Annotated in this window: 19 protein-coding genes and 1 riboswitch; of the genes, 10 read left to right on the plus strand and 9 right to left on the minus strand. The window is 68.3% G+C overall.

The genetic code is table 11. The annotated features are described in order from the left end of the window. The first annotated feature begins 150 nt into the window (after nucleotides 1–150). The 3 genes from NOCYR_RS25920 (at nucleotide 151) to NOCYR_RS25930 (ending at nucleotide 5089) form a co-directional block, all read left to right on the plus strand. Complete coding sequence (locus NOCYR_RS25920) at nucleotides 151–1506, plus strand: hypothetical protein (RefSeq protein WP_014353381.1); 1356 nt, start codon at nucleotides 151–153, stop codon at nucleotides 1504–1506. Then, on the plus strand, nucleotides 1503–2468 hold the full coding sequence (locus tag NOCYR_RS25925; protein WP_014353382.1) for a glutamate ABC transporter substrate-binding protein: 966 nt from the start codon (nucleotides 1503–1505) through the stop codon (nucleotides 2466–2468). Before NOCYR_RS25920 ends, NOCYR_RS25925 begins: the two co-directional genes overlap by 4 nt. Nucleotides 2469–2536: 68 nt before the next feature. Then, nucleotides 2537–5089 carry a serine/threonine-protein kinase PknG gene (locus tag NOCYR_RS25930; RefSeq protein ID WP_014353383.1) on the plus strand — a complete coding sequence of 851 codons (2553 nt, stop codon included), beginning with the start codon at nucleotides 2537–2539 and terminating at the stop codon, nucleotides 5087–5089. Nucleotides 5090–5276: 187 nt separating this feature from the next. Here the strand turns inward: NOCYR_RS25930 and NOCYR_RS25935 are convergent, their stop codons facing one another. Further along, entirely contained in the window at nucleotides 5277–6479 is a 1203-nt protein-coding gene (locus NOCYR_RS25935; protein ID WP_014353384.1) for an acetate kinase, read from the minus strand. A 103-nt stretch (nucleotides 6480–6582) separates the two neighbouring features. Continuing rightward, the gene (gene pta, locus NOCYR_RS25940; RefSeq protein ID WP_014353385.1) at nucleotides 6583–8655 is read right to left on the minus strand and encodes a phosphate acetyltransferase; all 2073 of its coding nucleotides are present in this window, start codon (nucleotides 8653–8655) and stop codon (nucleotides 6583–6585) included. Nucleotides 8656–8778: 123 nt separating this feature from the next. On the opposite strand from pta, the gene NOCYR_RS25945 reads away from it, so the two are divergent. Then, on the plus strand, nucleotides 8779–9285 hold the full coding sequence (locus NOCYR_RS25945; RefSeq protein ID WP_014353386.1) for a nitroreductase/quinone reductase family protein: 507 nt from the start codon (nucleotides 8779–8781) through the stop codon (nucleotides 9283–9285). A gap of 210 nt (nucleotides 9286–9495) precedes the next feature. On the opposite strand, the gene fgd is transcribed toward NOCYR_RS25945, so the two are convergent. Beyond that, complete coding sequence (gene fgd, locus NOCYR_RS25950) at nucleotides 9496–10506, minus strand: glucose-6-phosphate dehydrogenase (coenzyme-F420) (protein ID WP_014353387.1); 1011 nt, start codon at nucleotides 10504–10506, stop codon at nucleotides 9496–9498. Nucleotides 10507–10668: 162 nt separating this feature from the next. Here fgd and NOCYR_RS25955 point away from each other — a divergent pair, with 162 nt between their 5' ends. Beyond that, nucleotides 10669–11427: an HAD-IIA family hydrolase gene (locus NOCYR_RS25955; protein WP_048833730.1), complete on the plus strand. Its 759-nt coding sequence runs from the start codon at nucleotides 10669–10671 to the stop codon at nucleotides 11425–11427. A gap of 73 nt (nucleotides 11428–11500) precedes the next feature. Further along, complete coding sequence (locus NOCYR_RS25960; protein WP_014353389.1) at nucleotides 11501–12289, plus strand: acyl-CoA thioesterase domain-containing protein; 789 nt, start codon at nucleotides 11501–11503, stop codon at nucleotides 12287–12289. A gap of 187 nt (nucleotides 12290–12476) precedes the next feature. Here the strand turns inward: NOCYR_RS25960 and NOCYR_RS25965 are convergent, their stop codons facing one another. The 5 genes from NOCYR_RS25965 to NOCYR_RS25985 form a co-directional block, all read right to left on the minus strand. Continuing rightward, complete coding sequence (locus NOCYR_RS25965) at nucleotides 12477–12953, minus strand: MarR family winged helix-turn-helix transcriptional regulator (protein ID WP_014353390.1); 477 nt, start codon at nucleotides 12951–12953, stop codon at nucleotides 12477–12479. Then, nucleotides 12950–13588: a DJ-1/PfpI family protein gene (locus tag NOCYR_RS25970; protein WP_014353391.1), complete on the minus strand. Its 639-nt coding sequence runs from the start codon at nucleotides 13586–13588 to the stop codon at nucleotides 12950–12952. The genes NOCYR_RS25965 and NOCYR_RS25970 overlap by 4 nt, the downstream gene beginning before the upstream one ends. A gap of 97 nt (nucleotides 13589–13685) precedes the next feature. Further along, nucleotides 13686–14900: an O-succinylhomoserine sulfhydrylase gene (locus NOCYR_RS25975; protein ID WP_014353392.1), complete on the minus strand. Its 1215-nt coding sequence runs from the start codon at nucleotides 14898–14900 to the stop codon at nucleotides 13686–13688. Further along, nucleotides 14897–15313 (minus strand): rhodanese-like domain-containing protein, encoded by a 417-nt coding sequence (locus NOCYR_RS25980; protein WP_014353393.1) that lies wholly within the window; start codon nucleotides 15311–15313, stop codon nucleotides 14897–14899. The genes NOCYR_RS25975 and NOCYR_RS25980 overlap by 4 nt, the downstream gene beginning before the upstream one ends. 19 nt (nucleotides 15314–15332) lie before the next feature. Next, nucleotides 15333–15447: riboswitch (SAM riboswitch) on the minus strand. A 65-nt stretch (nucleotides 15448–15512) separates the two neighbouring features. Further along, complete coding sequence (locus NOCYR_RS25985) at nucleotides 15513–15890, minus strand: hypothetical protein (protein WP_148280763.1); 378 nt, start codon at nucleotides 15888–15890, stop codon at nucleotides 15513–15515. A 257-nt stretch (nucleotides 15891–16147) separates the two neighbouring features. Here NOCYR_RS25985 and NOCYR_RS25990 point away from each other — a divergent pair, with 257 nt between their 5' ends. Next, entirely contained in the window at nucleotides 16148–17539 is a 1392-nt protein-coding gene (locus NOCYR_RS25990) for an FAD-dependent oxidoreductase (RefSeq protein ID WP_014353395.1), read from the plus strand. 59 nt (nucleotides 17540–17598) lie between these two features. Beyond that, nucleotides 17599–18468, plus strand: coding sequence for an amidohydrolase family protein (locus tag NOCYR_RS25995; protein ID WP_014353396.1), 870 nt, complete (start codon nucleotides 17599–17601; stop codon nucleotides 18466–18468). Between the two features lie 6 nt (nucleotides 18469–18474). On the opposite strand, the gene NOCYR_RS28010 is transcribed toward NOCYR_RS25995, so the two are convergent. After that, nucleotides 18475–19203, minus strand: a complete 729-nt coding sequence (locus NOCYR_RS28010; RefSeq protein ID WP_052315516.1) for a C40 family peptidase — start codon at nucleotides 19201–19203, stop codon at nucleotides 18475–18477. Nucleotides 19204–19543: 340 nt separating this feature from the next. Between NOCYR_RS28010 and NOCYR_RS26005 the strand changes: the two genes are divergently transcribed. Together NOCYR_RS26005 and NOCYR_RS26010 are read left to right on the plus strand one after the other, a co-directional pair. Beyond that, nucleotides 19544–19786 carry a type II toxin-antitoxin system Phd/YefM family antitoxin gene (locus NOCYR_RS26005; RefSeq protein ID WP_014353398.1) on the plus strand — a complete coding sequence of 81 codons (243 nt, stop codon included), beginning with the start codon at nucleotides 19544–19546 and terminating at the stop codon, nucleotides 19784–19786. Then, nucleotides 19783–20202, plus strand: coding sequence for a type II toxin-antitoxin system VapC family toxin (locus tag NOCYR_RS26010; RefSeq protein WP_014353399.1), 420 nt, complete (start codon nucleotides 19783–19785; stop codon nucleotides 20200–20202). Before NOCYR_RS26005 ends, NOCYR_RS26010 begins: the two co-directional genes overlap by 4 nt. Nucleotides 20203–20238 lie beyond the last annotated feature (36 nt).

A 20238-nucleotide genomic window follows, 5' to 3' on the forward strand; every position in this document is an offset into this window, starting at 1 on the left:
CCTATCGTCCGCTGGGGCACTAGGGTTGGCCGGTTGGCGCCGTCGGCGCGGCCCGCCGGACAACGGATGAGCCGTCGGCACACGGGACGGCGCCAGACAGAATAGGCTCCGAAACAGCGCAAGCAGGCGCCCCTGAGCGGGGAGGTGGACATGACGCGGTTGGCAGCGGATCGGGCGGCGGCGGTACTGGAGCCGGCGACCGATTCCGAGCCGCCGAGCGGGAGCGGGCGACGGCTCCCGGTGCGTCCGCATGTGCGGGCGATGCGCGAACAGCTCGACCCGGCCAATCTACGATCCTTCGCCCGCTCGACACCGGGCCGGCTGATCGGGGTCGGGCTCCTCCTCGCCGTGGTGTGCCTGGCCGCGGGCGCGGTGACGGCGGCGACGGTCAACGAACGCCAGAACGGCCTCGATGTGCTGCTGGTCGAGACCGAACCCGACGCGCACTCCGCCCACCGGATCTACACCTCGCTCTCGGTGGCCGACGCCGCCGCCGCGACCGCGTTCATCTCCGGCGGCCTGGAGCCCCAGCATGTGCGCGACCGCTACACCCAGGCGGTCGGCGAATCGGCGGCCGAACTGGCCGCCCTCTCCGGCGAGGGCCCCGATCAGCGGCTGCGCACCGGCATCGCCACCGGACTGCCGGTGTACACCGGATTGATCGAGACCGCGCGGGCCAACAACCGCAGCGGGTACCCGGTGGGCGCCGCGTACCTGAGCGAAGCGTCGAACCAGATGCAGACGACGCTGTTGCCGATGGCGGGCGAGCTCCAGCAGCATCGCTCCGACGCCGTCGACGATGCGCAACGTCGTCATGTGCGGCCGCCGTGGATCGCGATCGCGCTGCTGGTGCTGGCGCTGGCCGGATTGGTATGGGCCCAAATCGATTTCGCTCGTCGCTGGCATCGCACGTTCAATCCGGGGCTGCTGCTCGCCGCGGGCGCGGTCCTGCTGCTGCTGATCTGGACGGTGGTCGCCGGTTCCATTTCGGCCACCGCGATGATCCGCGGCCGCGACGACGCCGCCCGCCCCGCCGACCGCCTCACCGAGAGCCGGATCCTGGCCCAGCAGGCGCGGTCCGCGGAAACTCTCAAACTCGTACGCCGCGACGCCACCGGCGATTACGACCTCACCTACGACGCCAACCGCACCCGCCTCACCGAACTACTCGCCGACGACGCCCCCGGCGCCGCGGATGCCCGTGCGGCACTGGACCGTTGGCACGCCGCCCACCTGCGGATGAACGAGGCGCTCGATCGCGGCGATTTCGTCGCCGCCGCCGCGGTGGCGACCGGGCCCGGGGCCAACGACTCCGCCGCCCAGGTCGACGCCCTCGACCAGGCCTTGGCCGCCGGCATCGCCGACACCCGGAACAACTTGCGCGACGACATCTCTCAGAGCGCGCGCGTGCTGGACTTCCTCGCCCCCGGCGCGCTGATCCTCGGCATTCTCGGCGCGGCCTGCGTCGCGCTCGGTGTCTGGCCCCGACTGCGGGAGTATCGATGAAAACCGTTCGTACCGCGCTCGTGTTCGCCGCGGTCGCCCTGATCGGTGGCTGTACGGCCGAGCCGACCACCCGCACCGCCATCGACGGCATCGATTTCACCGAGCCGCCGTTGCCCGCGCAGGCCACCATCATCGCGACGGACGCGAACGTGCCGCCGAAACCCGAACCCGACTGCGGTGATCCGACCGCGAGCCTGCGTCCCGGCGACGTCACCAGCGGGCCGGCGCTCGACGCCATCCGCGCCCGCGGCCGCTTGGTGGTCGGCCTGGACGCGGGCTCCAACCTGTTCAGCTTCCGTGATCCGATCAGCGGTGCCATCGTCGGGTTCGACGCCGATATCGCCCGCGAGGTCGCCCGCGATCTGCTCGGCAGCCCCGACCTGATCGAATACCGCAGCCTGTCCTCGGCCGAACGCGAGCAGGCGCTGCAGGAGCATTCGGTCGATCTGGTGGTGAAAACCATGACCGTGACTTGCGATCGGCGGCAACGGGTTTCGTTCTCCACGGTGTATCTGCTGGCGCATCAGCGGGTGCTCGCGGTGAAGGGCTCCGGCATCGAAAGCCTCGCGGATCTGGCCGGACGGCGGGTCTGTGTGGTCGCGGGCACCACCTCGGTGGACCACATCCGCCGCTACGAACCCCGCGCCACCATCCTGACCGTGCCCACCTGGGCCGACTGCCTGGTGGTGCTGCAACAACGCCAGGTCGACGCCGTCAGCACCGATGACGCGATCCTGGCCGGCCTGGCCGCCCAGGACCCCTACACCCACATCGTCGGCCCCAGCATCAGCGACGAGCCATACGGCATCGGCATCTCCAAGGGCAACGACGACCTGGTCCGCTTCGTCAACCGCACCCTGGCCCGCATCCGCGCCGACGGCACCTGGACCCGCATCTACGACCGCTGGCTGTCGGTCCTCGGCGAAACCCCCCGCCCACCCGAGCCGGTCTACCAGGACTAACCATGCGCGCACCGGGCGACCCAGACGACCCCGCGGCATCCAGCGATGCCGCGGGACCTGGCGATGCCATGGACGCCGATGCTGCTGCGGATTTCGAACCCACCCGCCCCGCACAGCGCACACCCGAAACCCGCGGGCGCCACGCCAAGTCCGACACCGGTGCGACACCTCGGCCCCCTGACGCCCCCGCGTCCACCACCATGGTCACGCCCGAGCACGCTCCCGTAGCCGCTCCGGCCAACCCTTCGCGGGACCACGAGCAAGCCGATTCGGCCGCGCAGGAATCGCCGGACACTCCGGCACCACCCGACGCCCCAGCCGCGCATAGCGCCCTGACCGGCGAGGGCATTCCGCCATCCCCCGGCACCCAGGCATTCCCCGGGCCGCAGCCGACCGCCGGCACCCAACTCAGCCCCGGCACCCAGGCAACCCCCGGACGCACATCGGCGAGCGATTCCGCCGCCACCATGCGGACTTCCGGTCGTAGCGTTCGAACGGCACTCTCGCGTCCGGCGGTGCGCAAATTGGGTGCCGGGTTGGTGGAGATTCCTACGGTGGAGCCGGCCGATCCGCGGGATGCGGTGCTGGCGAATCCCGTTGTGGCGGAGGGGAAGCGGTTCTGCTGGCGGTGTAGTTCGCCGGTCGGCCGGACGACGCCGGCGCATCCGGGGACCACCTTCGGCACCTGTGACAACTGCGGGGCGCCGTTCGACTTCCGGCCTTCCCTGCATCCCGGCGACATGGTGTCGGGGCAGTACGAGATCCAGGGGTGTCTGGCGCACGGTGGGCTGGGCTGGATCTATCTGGCGATCGACCGCAATGTCAGTGACCGGTGGGTGGTGCTCAAGGGGTTGCTGCACGCCAAGGACGCGGAGGCGCAGGCGGTCGCCATGGCGGAGCGGCAATTCCTGGCCGAGGTCGCCCATCCCAGCATCGTCAAGATCCACAATTTCGTGGAGCACACCGGGCGAGACGGCACCACCGTCGGCTACATCGTCATGGAGTACGTGGGCGGGCGGTCCCTGCGCGACATCCTCGACAGCCATCCGCGCCCGGAGCGGATGCCGATCGCCGAGGCCATCGCGTATGTGCTCGAGGTGCTGCCCGCGCTGGATCACCTGCATTCGATCGGCCTCACCTACAACGACCTCAAACCCGACAACGTGATGGTGACCGAGGATCAGGTCAAGATCATCGATCTGGGCGCGGTCGCCACCATCGAGGCGTACGGAAATCTCTACGGCACCAGGGGTTTCCAAGCGCCGGAGATCGCCAAGACCGGGCCGACGGTCGCCACCGACATCTACACCGTCGGCCGCACGCTGGCCGTGCTGACCGTGGATATGCCGATGGAGCACGGCCGCTATCTCGACGGCATCCCCGACCCGGCCGAGCATCCGGTGCTGGCCCGGCACGAGTTCTTCTACCGGCTGCTGCTGTGCGCCACCGATCCGGACCCCGCGCGCCGCTTCCCGTCGGCCCGTGCCATGTCCGCGCAGCTGGCCGGTGTGCTGCGCGAGATCCTGGCAATGGAGACCGGCGTCGAACATCCACAACTGTCCACAGTGTTCAGTCCACAGCGCGCCGGGTTCGGCACCGAGGAGCTACTGGGCCAGACCGATGCCTACGCCGACGGCATCCCGCGCAGCACCAAACTGGCCGCCCGCGAAGTGGCACTCGCGCTTCCGGTGCCGATCGTCGACCCGGCCGATCCGTCCGCTCCGCTGCTGTCGGCCGCCGTGCACCCGGATCCGGAACATGCACTCGAAGCCCTGGACGACGCCCGCGAACGTGCCGCCGCCGACCCGGACAACGCACCGCCGAATCTCGACGTCGAGCTACGGTTGGCGGAGGCCCGCGTGCATCTGGATCGCGGCGAGCCCGCGGCCGTGGCCCATGTGCTCGCCGGCATTCCGGCCACCGCCCGGGATTGGCGGGTCGACTGGTACACCGGCCTGGCCGAGCTGGTCGAACTCGATTTCGAGACCGCGTTCGCCCGCTTCGATGCCGTGCTGAATGTGCTGCCGGGTGAGATCGCACCCAAGCTCGCGCTGGCGGCGACCGCGGAACTGGTGCTGCAACACTGGGATTCGCCCGATCCCGAGCAGTGGCGCGCCTACGCGGAGAAGTTCTACGCCACCGTCTGGCGCACCGATCATGGCGTGGTGAGCGCGGCCTTCGGCCTCTCCCGACAACTCACCGCCGCGGGCCGGGTCGACGACGCGGTGCACGCCCTGGACGAGGTGCCCGCCACCTCCCGCTACTTCACCACCGCGCGGATGACCGCCGTCCTGCTGCTGCTCACCGCGGCCCCGCCCGCCGAACTCGACGAAACCACCCTGCATTTCGCGGCCGCCCGCGTGCAGGCGCTACCGTCGGCCGAGCACCGCGCGGTGCAGCTGCGCCTGCTGGTGCTCGGCACCGCGCTGGCCTGGTTGCAGGCCGGCCACACCCCCAAACGCCCGGACGCGACGCTGCTGGGCGAGCCCTTCACCGAACGCGATCTGCGCGACGGCACCGAAGCGGTCCTGCGCACCCTCGCCCGCATCTCTCCCAACCGCACCCACCGCTACGCGCTGGTCGACCTCGCCAATGCGATCCGGGCGCAGACCTGGTTCTGAGCGCGGCGGCAGGAGCAGACCCACAGCCGGTCGATCACGTCGGCCGGTCCGGACCCGCGCTCCGTCGAGCACGTCGATCCCCCCGGACCCGTTCCCGTCGAGCGCGCCGACCGTCCCGGGCACCACCCATCGAACACGCCGGCAGATGCGAGGCCGCACCCGGTCGGGCACGTCGGCGGGACCGCGCCTACCCCAGCTCGGCGACGACCGTCTGAGCCGCGCGCGCGATGGCGAGCTCCTCGTTCGTCGGCACAACGAGCACAGCTACTTCGGCTCCGGCAGGCGAAATGAACCGCGCCGAACGGTCTTTCGCGGTATTGCGCTCCGGATCGACCGCGATACCGAACCGCTCGAGCCCGGCCAACGCATCCGCCCGCACGTCGGGGCTGTTCTCCCCCACCCCCGCGGTAAACGTGATCGCGTCCACGCCGCCGAGTTCGATCAGGTACGCCCCGAGGTAGCGGCGCAGCCGATGGATGTACACGTCGTAGGCCAGCCGCGCGGCCTGATCCCCGCCGTCGATGAGCCGGCGCAGTTCCCGGAAATCGTTGACGCCGGACAGCCCCTTGAGCCCCGAATTGCGGTTGAGCAGTTGATCGACGCGGTCGATGTCCATATCCGCGGTGCGCATCAGGTGCGCGATGATGCCCGGGTCCAGATCGCCGGAGCGGGTGCCCATCACCAGGCCCTCCAGCGGCGTCAGGCCCATCGTGGTATCCACCGGCCTGCCGTTGCGGATCGCCGACGCCGACGCGCCATTACCGAGATGGAAGACGATCTGCGAGACCTCGTCCGGTGCCCGCCCCAGCAACTCGGCCGCCCGCGCGGACACGTACTCGTGCGAAGTCCCGTGGAATCCGTACCGCCGAATGCCGTGCGCCTGAGCCACTTTCGCGTCGATCGCGTAGGTCTTCGCGGCGTCGGGCAGATCGTGGAAGAACGCGGTATCGAATACCGCCACCTGCGGCGTATCGGGCAGCAGTTCGCGCACGGCCTCGATGCCCATGACATTGGCCGGATTGTGCAGCGGCGCGAGCGCCGACAGTTCGGAGATGGTGGCGATCGCGCGATCGTCGAGCAGGGTGGGCCGATAGAACACCTCGCCGCCGTGCACCACCCGGTGGCCGACCGCCGTCACGCCCTCGCCGGACAGGTCGTGCCCGGATTCGGCGAACATCCGGAACGCCATCCGCAGTCCGGCGGTGTGGTCGGCGATGGGGCCGCGGCGCTCGACCGTCTGCCCGTCCACGGTGTGTTCGACGCGCCCGTCGTCCTCACCGATCCGCTCCACCAGCCCGGACGCCGCGACGATCCCGGAATCGGGCTCGAGCAGCTGGTATTTGATCGAGGACGAGCCGGAGTTGATGACCAGCACCCGTTCGTTACCCATCACGCCTCCTCCGCCGCCGGCGCGAGCACCGCACCGGCACACCACCGGTAACCCGGCCTCCGTCCCGCTTGTTCCACTCCGGTGACCGGCCCGACAGCCGGGCTCATTCGCCCTGCGCCTGGATCGCGGTAATGGCCACGGTATTGACGATATCGGCGACCAGCGCACCCCGGGACAGGTCGTTGACCGGCTTGCGCAGCCCTTGCAGCACCGGGCCGATGGCGATGGCACCCGCGCTGCGCTGCACCGCCTTATAGGTGTTGTTGCCGGTATTGAGGTCGGGGAAGATGAAAACCGTTGCCCGACCGGCGACTTCGGAGTCGGGCAGTTTGGCGTCGGCCACCGTGGGCTCGATCGCCGCGTCGTACTGGATCGGGCCCTCCACCAGCAGTTCAGCGGCACGTTCGCGGACCAGTTTGGTGGCGACCCGCACCTTGTCCACATCCGCTCCACTGCCGGATTCTCCGGTGGAGTACGACAGCATCGCCACGCGTGGATCGATGCCGAAGCGCGCGGCCGTCGCGGCCGAGGAGATCGCGATATCGGCGAGTTGCTCCGAGGTCGGATCCGGCACCACGGCGCAGTCGCCGTAGGCGAGCACCCGGTCGGCCAGGCACATCAGGAACACACTCGACACCGTCGATACACCCGGCACCGTCTTGATGATCTCGAAGGACGGGCGGATGGTGTGCGCGGTGGTGTGCGCCGCGCCCGAGACCATGCCGTCGGCAATGCCCTTGTGCACCATCATGGTGCCGAAATAGGAGATGTCGGTGACGGTTTCGCGAGCCCGCTCCAACGTCATGCCCTTGTGTTTGCGCAGTTCGGTGTATTCGCGGGCGAAGTCCTCGAGATGGTCGGAGGTGCGCGGGTCGAGCACCTCGGCGTCGGCGATATCGACGCCCAGTTCGGCGGCGCGGGCCCGGATGGTGGTCTCGTCGCCGAGGATGATCAGATCGGCGATCTTGCGCTGGAGCACCCGGCCGGCCGCACGCAGGATCCGGTCGTCGTCGCCCTCGGGCAGCACGATGCGTTTGCGGTCGGCCCTGGCCCGCTCGATGAGCTGGTACTCGAACATCTGCGGGGTGACCACCGTCGAACGCGGAACCTCCAGCCTGCGCAGGAACTCGCCGGCGTCGACGTGTTCTTCCATCAGCGCCAGCGCGGTATCGACCTTGCGCGGATTATCGGCCGACATGCGACCACGAGTACGGTGCGCGGCGCCCGCGGTGTCGTAGGTACCGAGGTTGGTGGTGAGGATCGGCAACCTCGGCTTCAGCCCCGTCATCAGCCGGGCGATGGCCGGATGCGGCAGCAGTCCGCCGTTCATGATGATGCCCGACAGCGACGGAAAGCCCTCTGCCTCATGCGCGTTCACCACGCTGAGCAGCACGTCGGACCGGTCGCCCGGCGCGATGACGACCTCGCCGTCTTCGAGCCGTTCCAGGATGTGCTCGGCCGTCATCCCGCCGACCATGATCTTCATCGCCTCGCGATGCAGCAGCTCCGGGTCGCCGCTGTACATTTCGCCGTCGATGGCGGCGCACAACTCGGCCATCGTCGGCGCGATCAGCAGCGGCACCTCCGGCAACGTCCACGACGGCACATCGAAACCGGACAGCGCCGCACACACCTCATCGAGCTGATCGGGAGCGCAGCGATTGGCGATGATCGCGACCAGCTGCGCATGCTCGGCCGACAGCTCCGACGAACACAGCTCGGCCAACTGCTTGACTTCGTCGGGCGTGCGCTCGGAGCCGCGCACCACCAGCAGCACCGGCGCGCCGAGGTTCACCGCGATCCTGGCGTTGTAGCGCAGCTCGCTGGGGCTGGCCACATCGGTGTAGTCGCTGCCGACCACCACCACCGCATCGCAGGCCTTGGCGACCTCGTGGAACCGCATCACGATCTCGCTGATCGCGGCGTCCGGATCGGCGTGCACCTGCTCGTAGGTGACGCCGATGGCCTGCGCGTAATCGATGTCGGCGGTGCTGTGCTCGAGCAGCAGCTCCAGGATGTAATCGGGCTCGTCGGTGGAGCGGGTGATCGGCCGGAACACCCCGACCCGCGCGGTGGTCGCGCACAGCATCTGCAAGACGCCGAGCGCCACCGTGCTCTTGCCGGTGTCGCCTTCCGGTGACGCGATGTACACGGTGGACGGAGCTAGGTCGGCCATATCGCAGAGCTTAGTGAACCGGTGGCAATCGGACCGGGCGACGGCGAGCATCGTGCCGTATCCAACACCCGCGACGCGGCCGAGCGGCGGAAGCTACCGCGGCGCGCGGATATAGTCCCCGGAATGGCCGAGCCGTTTCCGAATACCCAATGGGGTTCCCGCGACAATCTGCTCTCGCGACTCGCGCATCCGATCGCCGCGAGCAAGCCCGGTTCGTGGCTGATCCGCACCCTGACCCCCGCCGACCGCGCGGTGCTGCGCCGCACCAACGGCAAACGCACCCTGCTCGGGCCGATCGGCGCGCCGGTCATCCTGCTCACCACCACCGGGCGCAAATCCGGGCAGCCGCGCACCCAGCCGCTGCTGTACGTGCACGATGGCGACACCCTTTACGTGGTTGGCAGCAATTTCGGCCAGGCGCACCATCCGGCGTGGACGTCGAACCTGCTGGCGAACCCGGCCGCGACCGTCGTCATCGCGGGCGAGACCATCCCGGTCACCGCGACGCCGGTCCCGGACGAGGCCAAGGACGCCATCTACGAGCGGTTCATCGAGATCACGCCCGCCTACGGGGCCTACCGCGAACGCACCACCCGCGATCTGCGCATCTTCGCCCTCACCCGCGCCTGATTCGCGCCCTTCGGCGACGCCCGGCCACCGGGCAATCGGCGACCGACATACGCGAGCACTCGATCGACCGTGCCGAGATCTGAGCTCGCCGTCAGTGGGTGGGTTCGAGCGGCGTCGGCCGGAGACCTGTCGCCGCGATACCGGGAGATCGTGGCCCAGCCCCAGCGCCGCCTGCGTACAAGGCGCCGCCGGTGGGCTGGGCCGTCACGCTCAGCCCAGCGCGCGCAACCGCGGCGCCAGATCGCGCTGGAACAGGTCCAGGAACCGTCGCTGGTCGTGCCCCGGCGCGTGGAAGACCAGGTGGTTGAGGCCCGCGTCCAGGTACGGCTTGATCTGGGCGACGGCGTCGTCGGGGTCGCTGGCGACGATCCAGCGCTTGGCGATCTGCTCGATCGGCAGCGCGTCGGCGGCGGCTTCCATCTCGATCGGGTCGGTGATGGAGTGCTTCTGCTCGGCGGTCAGCGACAGCGGCGCCCAGAACCGGGTGTTCTCCAGCGCCAGTTCCGGATCGGTGTCGTAGGAGATCTTGATCTCGATCATCCGGTCGATATCGGCGACCTCGCGGCCCACCTTGGCCGCACCCTCGGCGACGGCGGGCATCAGCTTCTCGGTGTAGAGGTCCATGCCCTTGCCGGAGGTGCAGATGAAGCCGTCACCGGCGCGGCCGGCGTACCTGGCCACCAGCGGTCCGCCTGCGGCGATGTAGACGGGGATGCCGCCCTTGGGCACGTCGTAGATCGACGCGCCGACGGTGCGGTAGTACTGGCCGTCGAAATCGGTGCGTTCACCGGTCCACAGCGCGCGCATGAGGTCGACGGATTCGCGCAGCCGTGCGAAACGCTCCTTGAACTCCGGCCATTCGCCGGTGTACCCGGTGGCGATCTCGTTGAGCGCCTCGCCGGTGCCGACGCCGAGCATCACCCGGTTCGGATACAGACAGCCCATGGTGGCGAACGCCTGCGCGATCACCGCCGGGTTGTAGCGGTAGGTCGGGGTGAGCACCGAGGTGCCGAGCAGGATGCGCTCGGTACGTTCACCGGCCGCGGCCATCCAGGCCAGCGAGAACGGCGCGTGGCCGCCCTTGTGCCGCCACGGCTGGAAGTGGTCGCTGACCGTCGCGCTGTCGAGGCCGTGCTCCTCGGCCAGCACCGCCAGTTCCACCAGTTCCCTTGGCCCGAACTGTTCGGCCGACGCCTTGTACCCGAGTTTGAGATCCGCCACCTGCGCCACTCCTGTCGCTTCGTGCGGGGTCACCGCACATTCGTCACTTCGACCATAACCATCAGCGTGGCGTGTCGCCCAGAGCGGCCCATACGGCGGCGATAGCGGACAATTGGCCGGGTGACCTCCGCAGACGATCGGATCCTTTCCTACCTGACCGATATGGACGGTGTGCTCGTGCACGAGGATCATCTGATCCCCGGCGCCGACGAATTCCTCGCCGAGCTGCGGGCCAAGGAGATCCCGTTCCTGGTCCTCACCAACAACTCCATCCGCACGCCCCGCGATCTGCAGGCCCGGCTGCGCCACAGCGGTCTCGATATCCCGGAGTCGGCGATCTGGACCTCCGCGCTGGCCACGGCCACCTTCCTCAACGATCAACGCCCCGAGGGCACCGCGTATGTGGTCGGCGAATCCGGGCTCACCACGGCGCTGCACGAGATCGGCTACGTGCTCACCGACAGTGACCCGGACTACGTGGTGCTCGGCGAGACCCGCACCTACTCGTTCGAGGCGATCACCACCGCGATCCGGCTGGTCGAGCGCGGCGCGCGGTTCATCGCCACCAACCCCGACGCCACCGGCCCGTCCCGCGACGGCGTGCTGCCCGCGACCGGTTCGGTCGCCGCCCTGATCACCCGCGCGACCGGACGGGAACCGTACTACGTCGGCAAACCCAACCCGCTGATGATGCGCTCGGCGCTGCGTCGCATCGGCGCGCATTCGCGGACCAGTGTCATGATCGGCGACCGCATGGATACCGACGTGATCTCCGGAATGGAGGCGGGCATGCGCACCGTGCTGGTGACCTCGGGCATCTCCACCCGCGCCTCCGTCGAGCAGTACCCCTACCGCCCAACCCTCGTGGTGGATTCGGTCGCCGATCTCATCGGCCGTACCGAGACGCCGTTCGCGGACTGATTGGGGCGGGCCGGCGAAACTGGCACGTGTTACGTTTCGCAGAACGAAGGATCGTGCGAAGGGTGCCGACGGGATGATCAGTTTCTTCACCAGCGAAGCGGACCTGCTCGTCCCGGCGAAACTCGCGGTCAGCCGCTGGTCGCCGAACCAAATCGGGGGCACTGCGGTCTGCGGGGCGCTGGGCCGTCAGCTGGAGACACATTGCCCGGCGGGGTTCGTCCCGGCACGGATGACGGCCGACCTGTTCCGCCCGGTGCTGAACGAGCCGCTCGCGGTGCACAGCGAGGTGGTGCGCGAGGGTAAGCGGATCCTCGTGGCCGACGCTCACATCGTCCAAAACGACGAGGTCCGCGCCCGTGCGACCGCGGTGTTCCTGACCACCGGCTCCGAGCCGCCGGGCCAGGTGTGGAGCCAGAATCTCGAACTGCCGGTGCCGCAGCGGCGGCTCTCGCCCGAGGGTGAGCGCGGCATGTTCAAAAGCGGCGACCGGGAGTGGTCGCAGGACATCGCTGCGAACCAGAACGCCGACCGCAAGATTTCCTGGCACAGCCTGCCGCCGCTGGTGGCGGGCGAGGAGCTCACGCCGTTCCAGCGTGCTGCCATCCTCGGCGACTCCGCCAACCACGTCTGCCACTGGGGTTCCGACGGCCAGGGCTACATCAACGCCGATATGACCCTCACCCTCGCCCGCCTGCCGATCGGCCACGAACTCGGCCTGCGCGCCGACAACACCCTTGCCGCGGCGGGCATTTCGATCGGCACCGCCACCCTCTTCGACCGCACCGGCCCGCTCGGCACCTGCGTCGTCACCGCTCTCGCCAATGCCCACCGGCAGATCGATTTCACCGCGCCACGTCGCTGAGGTCGTCGCATAACGGCCGACGAAAGCCTGAGCGCGAGCAGATGCGGGCCGGCTGCGGCGAGTGCCCTTGTGCGCCTGGCCGAATCGGCAATCATCTCGGCAGCCGGAGAATCGGCCGTGGCTACCCGGCGAACCGCTCGCAGCGATATCCCAGTCGAGCGGCAGCGGTGATCACGCCGGCCCGGCCTCAATCACCCGGCGAGCCGATCGCATCTAGCGCTTCGCTGAGCCGAGTCAGGGCGGCGACCGTCGGCGCAAAGTCCGCGCCCAATTCATCGGCCAGGCGCTGCGCCATCGCGGCGTGGCCGGGGTTGATGCGGGAGTTGGCGGTGCGGCCGGCTTCGGTGATGGCGACGAGTTTGGCGCGGCGGTGGGCCGGGTTCGGGCGGTATTCGGCCAGCCCGCGGTCCACGAGCAGATCGGCGATGCGCTGCACGCTCTGGCGGGTGATGCCCATGGCGCGGGCGATCCCCGCGACCGGCAGCGGTTCGTGCAGCACGGCACCGAGCACCTGCCACCAGGCGGCGGTCAGCCCGGCCGGTTCGGCCAATTCCTCGGCGATGGCGAGGAATTGGCCATTGAGCCGGAACGTGGTGATCGCGGCGGTGCTGAACAGAACCTGCTCGGCCCGCGCGGCGGCAGCTTCTGCGGCCTCGGCACTCACGAGGCCGCCGCCCTGGCCTCATACTCTGCCAGCACCGGGAACGCCGACGGGTCGCTCTTGGCGAACAGCCGGTACCAGGCATCGAGGACGTGCGACTCGTACAGGTCGAGCTTGGCGAAGATCTCGCGAGCGAACTCCCACGGCGCGGTGGGGCCCGCGGTGATCAGATCGCCATCGGTCACCGCGGCGGCTTCGACATAGTTGTCCGCGCCGGCGTATCCGCTGGCGGCGAGGTACTCCGCGGCGCCGCTGGTGTGCTCGCGATCATCGAGCAGCCCCTCTTTGGCGAGGCCGAAGGTGGCGCCGCAGATGGCAGCGACGGGAACCCCTGCATCGAGGAATTTCCGTGCGGCATAGGCGAATCCGCTCAGTCCACCGCGATCCCACAGTTCCGAACCCGGCAGGATCAGCAGCACGCTGTCGGCGGCGTCGAGTTCGGCCAGCGCCAGATCCGGCACGATGCGCATCCCGCCCATGGTGGTCACGGGCTCGCTCGTCGGCGCGACGGTGCGGACCTGAAAGCTGCCGGGTTCACGCTGCAAGCCCACGTTGTGGTTGATCTGCGCGATCGCCGCACCCACTTCCCAGTCGGCGAGCAGATCGTAAACGGCTACGTGCACTGTCTTCGTGGTCATGACAGTATGCTGTCATATTTGACAGCATACTGTCAATGGTGCGGGCATGAAAAAGGCCGGCACCACCACCGGGCACCGGCCTTTCCGCAGCTGAGACTCAGCTCAGCGCATGCTCCAGATCGCCGAGCAGATCCTCCACATCCTCGAGCCCCACCGAGATACGCACGACCCCATCGGTGAGCCCGATGGTTGCGCGACCCTCCGGACCCATCGCGCGATGCGTGGTGGTGGCCGGATGGGTGATGAGGGTCTTGGCATCGCCGAGGTTGTTGGACAGGTCCACGATGCGCAGCCGATTCAGCACCTCGAAGGCGCGCTTCTTCGCCTCGTGCTCGGGCGCCTTCAACTCGAAGGTCACCACCGTGCCGCCGCCGCTCATCTGGCTCGCGGCCAGATCGTATTGCGGATGCGATTCCAGGAACGGGTATTTCACCCAGCTGACGGCGTCGTTGCCCTCCAGGAACCGCGCGATCCGCAACGCGGATTCGGTCGAATGCTTCACCCGCAGCGGCATCGTCTCCAGGCCCTTGAGCAAGGTCCACGCATTGAACGGACTCAACGCGGGCCCGGTATGGCGCATCAGATTCTTGACCGGACCACCGATGTATTCCTCGGAACCGAGGATCGCACCGCCGAGCACCCGGCCCTGTCCGTCGATGTGCTTGGTCCCCGAGTACACCACCACATCGGCGCCGAGTTCGAAGCCGCGTTGCAGCAGCGGCGTCGCGAAGACGTTGTCCAGCACCACTTTCGCGCCCGCGGCATGCGCCATCTCGCTCACCCGGCGCACATCGACCAGGGTCTGCATCGGGTTGGCCGGGGTCTCGAAGAACACCGCGGTGGTGGGCACCGACAGCGCCTGCTCCCACTGATCGAGATCCTCGCCGTCGACGAACACCGTTTCCACACCCCAGCGCGGCAGGATCTCGTTGCACACCACGAAACACGAACCGAACAGGCTGCGCGCGGCCACCAGCCGATCACCCGCGCCGAGCAGCGCACCGAGCGCGGTGAAGACCGCAGCCATACCGCTGGCGGTGGCGAAACACGCCTCGGCGCCGTCGATCAGCCGCATCCGCTCCTCGAACGTGGCGACCGTCGGGTTGCCGTAGCGGGAGTAGACGAAATGCTCGACGTCGCCGGTGAAGGCCGCCTCGGCCGCCTCGGCGCTCTCGTAGACGAAACCCGAGGTCAGGTACAGGGCCTCGGAGGTCTCCTCGAACCCCGAACGCCGCAGTCCACCGCGCACACCGAGCGTGGCGGGACCGACCCCCTCCGGCAGCGGCCGGTCGAACGCGCCGCCGGTGATCACGACTGCCGCCAGGGCAGGCCGTCGGCACGCCAGCCGGCGCCACCGCGGTGACCGGACTCGTCGAGCGGGCCCTCGAAACCCTCGCTGACGTTGTAGGACGGCTCGATGCCCGCACTGGTCGCCAGGGCGGCGGCATGCGCCGAACGCTGGCCGGAGCGACACAGGAACACCACGGGGGCATCCGGATCGCGGCCGTCGAGGATGGTGCGCAACTGCTGCGCGAACTCGGGGTTGCGCGCGCCGGTGCCGTCGACCCATTCGATCAGGACGGTCTGCCGGTCGATGGCGCTGGTGTCGGGGATGCCGACGAATTTCCATTCGGCCTCGGTCCGCACGTCCACCAGGACCGCTCGGGGATCGTCGCGCAATATCTCCCACGCCTGTTTCGGGGTGATGTCGCCGGCATAAGTCATGTGTGGCACCTTCCTCGAGAATCCGCACTTGCCGCATCTGGCTTCGATGCGCGCCAGGTCGTCACCCGGAGCACCCCACCGCGGAGGAGGGTTGCCGGCCAGCAAGCCGGGGCTTGACGCTGGCACTCATGACCTGAGATGAGATTGCCTGGCCGGGGGTTGCCGTGTCAAACCCCCGATCAGGGCGTTGCGCTGGGGTTCAGGGGCAGACCAGCCAGGTGTTGTCGACCCGTTTCAGGGTCCAGGTTCCGGTCGCCTCGGCGCCGTCGACCTTGCTGGTGACGGTGGCCGTCGCGCGGTCGCCGTCGACGTTCAGATCCTCTAGTTTCGTGATTTCTACGGCTTTTCCGGTCTCGCCCTCGTCCAGGCGGCCGGCCATCGGCGAGCGTTTCGGATCGAAGTCCGGGCACACCGCTTCCTCCGGCGGCAGCAGCCCATACCGCGAACTCACCTCGCCGAAATCCCGCACCGCGGCGGCCACCCGGTCGGCCTCTGTGACATTTTTCTCAACGGGCGAAACCACCTCGGCGATGACGATTACGGCGAGCACGAGGGCCGCGATCGCCGCGGCGATCATGAACGGCGCCATCGACCGGGTCGAATCGCCCGATTCGCGCTCGTCGGCCGGTTCGCGCCGGGCGTCTGCCGGATCTGGCTGCTGATCGCTCATGAGCTGATGATCCCTGGTCCCCCGAGGCCACCGGAGAGCCCCCCGATAGAATCGGCGGGATCGCGGCCGGTGCCGTGCAGGTGAAATCCAGCCGTGCGTCAAGTTAGCCTAAGCTAAACACCGACGCCCATTAACTGTCTCGACCAATAAGGTGCGCGTAAACGATGACCGAACAGACCGCAGCTGCACGCCCGCTCCGCATCGCGATCGTGGGTGCCGGACCGGCCGGTATCTACGCCGCCGACGCGTTGATGAAGTCGGATGCGGATGTGTCCATCGACCTCTATGAGCGCATGCCCGCGCCGTTCGGCCTGATCCGCTACGGCGTCGCGCCCGACCACCCGCGCATCAAGGGCATCATCACCGCCCTGCACAAGGTGCTCGACAAGCCGCAGGTGCGCCTGCTCGGCAATATCGACTACGGCTCCGACATCACCCTCGACGACCTGCGGGTCTACTACGACGCGGTGATCTTCTCCACCGGCGCCAACGCCGACCGCGCCCTGCCCATCCCCGGCATCGACCTGGACGGCTCCTACGGCGCCGCCGACTTCGTCTCCTGGTACGACGGCCACCCGGACGTGCCGCGCACCTGGCCGCTGGACGCGGAGAAGGTCGCCGTCCTCGGTGTCGGCAACGTCGCGCTCGACATCGCGCGCGTGCTCGCCAAGACCGGCGACGAGCTGCTGCCGACGGAGATCCCGCCGAACGTCTACAAGGGCCTCAAGGAGAACAAGGCCGTCGAGGTGCACGTCTTCGGACGCCGCGGCCCGGCCCAGGCCAAGTTCACCCCGCTGGAGCTGCGCGAACTGGACCACTCGCCGACCATCGAGGTCATCGTCGACCCCGAGGACATCGACTACGACGAGGGCTCCGAGGCCGCGCGCCGCCACTCCAAGCAGGTCGACATGGTCGCCAACACCCTCGAGCAGTGGGCCATCCGCGACCAGGGCGACCGCCCGCACCGGCTGTACCTGCACTTCTTCGAATCGCCCGCCGAGGTGATCGGCGATGAGAACGGCAAGGTCATCGGCCTCAAAACCGAGCGCACCCAGCTCGACGGCACCGGCAACGTCAAGGGCACCGGCGAGTACAAGACCTGGGATGTGCAGGCGGTCTACCGTGCCGTCGGTTACCTGTCGCAGAACATCAGCAACCTGCCGTTCGACGATCAGGCCGGCGTGGTGCCCAACGAGGCCGGTCGCGTGCTGGCCGACGAGGACGCCGACGGCGCCGCCCGGTACATGCCCGCCACCTACGTCACCGGCTGGATCAAGCGCGGCCCGGTCGGCCTCATCGGCCACACCAAGGGCGACGCCAATGAGACCGTGGCCTGCCTGCTCGACGACAGCAAGGACTTCACCCCCGCCGAGCGCCCCGAGCCCGAAGCGGTGATCGAATTCCTCGAGGGCAAGGGCATCCCGTTCACCACCTGGGACGGCTGGTACCGCCTCGACGCCCACGAGCGCGCCCTCGGCGAGCCCGAAGGCCGTGAGCGCGTCAAGGTCGTCGAGCGTGAGGACATGCTGCGCGCCAGCGAGCCGCACAAGGTCTGATCTGACCGCTCCCCCGGATCGGGGAAGCGCGAAATCCGACGCTGAGGCATGCTGTACACGTGTTCGATGCCCATGTCCACATCATCGATCCGCGGTTTCCGCTGATCGAAAATGAGGGCTACCTGCCGGAGCCCTACACCATCGACGATTATCGAAAGCGTATGTCGCGCTTCGACGTCACCGGTGGGGCCGTGGTCAGCGCGTCCTTCCAGGGCAGCGATCAGAGCTATCTGCGGGCGGCGCTTGCCGAGCTCGGTGAGGGCTGGGTGGGCGTCACCCGGCTGCCGCTGGATGCGGGCGATGAGGAGATCGTCGAGCTGGACAAGGTCGGGGTGCGGGCGCTGCGGTTCAACCTCAAGCGCGCCGCCGCCGACATCGCCGCCATGACGTTGCAGGCGGTGCGCGCCTATGAGCTGGCCGGCTGGCATGTCGAGGTCTATATCGACGGCCAGATGCTGGCCTCGCTGCAACCGGTGGTGTTGAAGCTGCCCGCGCTGTCGGTCGACCATATGGGCATGTCCGAGGAGGGGCTGCCGTTCCTGCTGGATCTGGTCGACCGTGGCGCCAGGGTGAAGGCCACCGGGTTCGGCCGCGTCGATATGGATGTCGCGACCGCCCTGCGCCGCATTCACGCGGTGAACCCGGAAGCCCTGATGTTCGGCACCGACCTTCCGGGTACCCGCGCGGGGCGGCCGTTCGAGGACTCCGACGTCGACCTGATCTGCGATGTCGTCGGCGCCGATATGCACAAGGTCCTCGAAGACAATGCCCGCGCCTTCTACCGGCTGCCGCCGGTCCAGCGTCCGGCCGACGATCCGGCTCCGACGCTGCCGCTGCATGCCCCGCCCGCGCCGACCATGCCGATTCCGCGCGCGGATCTGCCGAAATCCGAAGCGATGGATACGGTTCCGCTGCCGATCGTGGAGTGAGCGGGCTCAGTACCGGCGCGCGCCCGCGAATGGCATTGTCGCCATATCGGATTCGACGACGCCCTCGCCCGACGTGGCGGCGTGGATGACCTTGCCGCCGCCGGAGTACAGCGCGGAGTGGCCGCCGCCGTAGAACGACACCAGGTCGCCGGGGCGAAGGTCGTTGCGGGAGACCGGCATTCCGGTCGCGAGCTGCTGGTGGCTGGTGCGCGGCAGGTCCAGGCCGGCGTGGCGGTAGGACCACTGCACCAGGCCGGAGCAATCGAAGGCGTGGGGGCCCGTCGCGCCTGGGGCGTAGTTCGCGCCCAGCTTGCTGCGGGCGGCGGCTAGTGCGGCGTCACCACGGGTCTGCTCAGGGACAGCCGCCGGGGCGGGCGAATGCGGTCCCGGGAGTTGGGGTAGTGCGAAGGGGAACGGTAGCTGGGGAATCGTGAATTCCACCAGCTCCACGCTGACGGCCGGCTCCTGCGCCGCGAACTCCGCGGCCGCGGGATTATCGCCGAAGCTCAGGCGGGGAATTTCCCGTGCGGGAATGTCGTCGATTTTCGGGGCCGTGAAGCCCGGCGGCACCGGCGCATTTCCCGGAATTTCGAAGCTCCCGACGCCGGGAACCTCCAGCGGCTGCGCCGTCGCCGTACCCGGTAGCAGCGCCACCGCGGCCGCCGAACCCAGTGCCAGCAGGATTGCCCGGCGCAGCCGGCGAGAATATCGAACGTCGTCGTCAGATGATGCCATGATGCGGTCCTCCGATGCTCACATCGAGGCCGATGGCGGACGATCATTGTTCACCACGGCCTTCGAATTGATTCGAAAAACGTCACGGTGATCTGTTCGTTCGAGTCGATCCGAGCGTCGATCTTTCATTCATCGGCATGAGCAGTACAGCGGAACACGCGCTCGTTATATAACGAGATAATAACGAACGCTTATCACGAGTTAATTACATCGTCATGTTCGGCTAGATACACGCGCCGCGTACGCGGCCTACCAGACGTAGCCGGGACAGGTCCGCCGACACTGGCGCTCGGTTCACCTATCCGATAACGTAGGTACGTACCTACATGAGGAGGTATCGATGACCACGATGAGTGCTCGCGAGTTCAACCGCGACGTCAGCGCTGCGAAGCGCGCAGCAGCCGAAGGTCCGGTCGTGATCACCGATCGTGGAGAGGACGCCTTCGTGCTGCTCTCGATCGAGGAATACCGGCGGTTGCGCGCGGACAGCCAGGACATCGTGACCCGGCTGAGCATGGAGGACGACGACATCGACTTCGATCCCGCTCCGTTGCACGTCGAACTGCGGGATCCGCCGCTGTGACGTATCTACTCGACACGAACGTCATCAGTGAGTTGCGGAAATCGTCGCGAGTCGCAAACCCCTCAGTACGCGCCTGGGTCGCGGCGCGGCGTCCATCGGAGTTGTATCTGAGCGTGATCACCGTGATGGAAATCGAGATCGGGATCGGCCGAGTAGAAAGACGCGACTCCGTTCAAGGAAAGCGGTTGCGGTCATGGCTCGAGGATGAGGTGCTCGATGTATTCGCCGGGCGGATTCTCGACCTCGATCTGGCCTCTGCGCGTCGCGCAGCACAGTCGCACGTGCCAGACCCACGCCCCGAACGGGACACCATGATCGCCGCGACAGCGAGCGAACACGGCATGACAGTCGTTACGCGGAACACGAAAGATTTCTCGCAGCTAGGTGTACCGACGATCGACCCGTGGACGTCCTGAGCAGCCCACTTCGCCCCGTAGTCCAACGTTGTCCGT

This window comes from Nocardia cyriacigeorgica GUH-2 (assembly GCF_000284035.1).
Taxonomy (GTDB): domain Bacteria; phylum Actinomycetota; class Actinomycetes; order Mycobacteriales; family Mycobacteriaceae; genus Nocardia; species Nocardia cyriacigeorgica_B.

Excerpts from the sequence above, each read along its gene's own strand:
- NOCYR_RS25960 (WP_014353389.1), top strand. The coding sequence starts at position 11,501 with ATGATCAGTTTCTTCACCAGCGAAGCGGACCTGCTCGTCCCGGCGAAA.
- NOCYR_RS25920 (WP_014353381.1), top strand. The coding sequence starts at position 151 with ATGACGCGGTTGGCAGCGGATCGGGCGGCGGCGGTACTGGAGCCGGCG.
- NOCYR_RS26005 (WP_014353398.1), top strand. The coding sequence starts at position 19,544 with ATGACCACGATGAGTGCTCGCGAGTTCAACCGCGACGTCAGCGCTGCG.
- NOCYR_RS25955 (WP_048833730.1), top strand. The coding sequence starts at position 10,669 with ATGGACGGTGTGCTCGTGCACGAGGATCATCTGATCCCCGGCGCCGAC.
- NOCYR_RS25980 (WP_014353393.1), bottom strand. The coding sequence starts at position 15,313 with ATGACTTATGCCGGCGACATCACCCCGAAACAGGCGTGGGAGATATTG.
- NOCYR_RS25985 (WP_148280763.1), bottom strand. The coding sequence starts at position 15,890 with ATGATCGCCGCGGCGATCGCGGCCCTCGTGCTCGCCGTAATCGTCATC.
- NOCYR_RS25925 (WP_014353382.1), top strand. The coding sequence starts at position 1,503 with ATGAAAACCGTTCGTACCGCGCTCGTGTTCGCCGCGGTCGCCCTGATC.
- NOCYR_RS25930 (WP_014353383.1), top strand. The coding sequence starts at position 2,537 with ATGGACGCCGATGCTGCTGCGGATTTCGAACCCACCCGCCCCGCACAG.
- pta (WP_014353385.1), bottom strand. The coding sequence starts at position 8,655 with ATGGCCGACCTAGCTCCGTCCACCGTGTACATCGCGTCACCGGAAGGC.
- NOCYR_RS28010 (WP_052315516.1), bottom strand. The coding sequence starts at position 19,203 with ATGGCATCATCTGACGACGACGTTCGATATTCTCGCCGGCTGCGCCGG.
- NOCYR_RS25935 (WP_014353384.1), bottom strand. The coding sequence starts at position 6,479 with ATGGGTAACGAACGGGTGCTGGTCATCAACTCCGGCTCGTCCTCGATC.
- NOCYR_RS25990 (WP_014353395.1), top strand. The coding sequence starts at position 16,148 with ATGACCGAACAGACCGCAGCTGCACGCCCGCTCCGCATCGCGATCGTG.
- NOCYR_RS25945 (WP_014353386.1), top strand. The coding sequence starts at position 8,779 with ATGGCCGAGCCGTTTCCGAATACCCAATGGGGTTCCCGCGACAATCTG.
- NOCYR_RS25970 (WP_014353391.1), bottom strand. The coding sequence starts at position 13,588 with ATGACCACGAAGACAGTGCACGTAGCCGTTTACGATCTGCTCGCCGAC.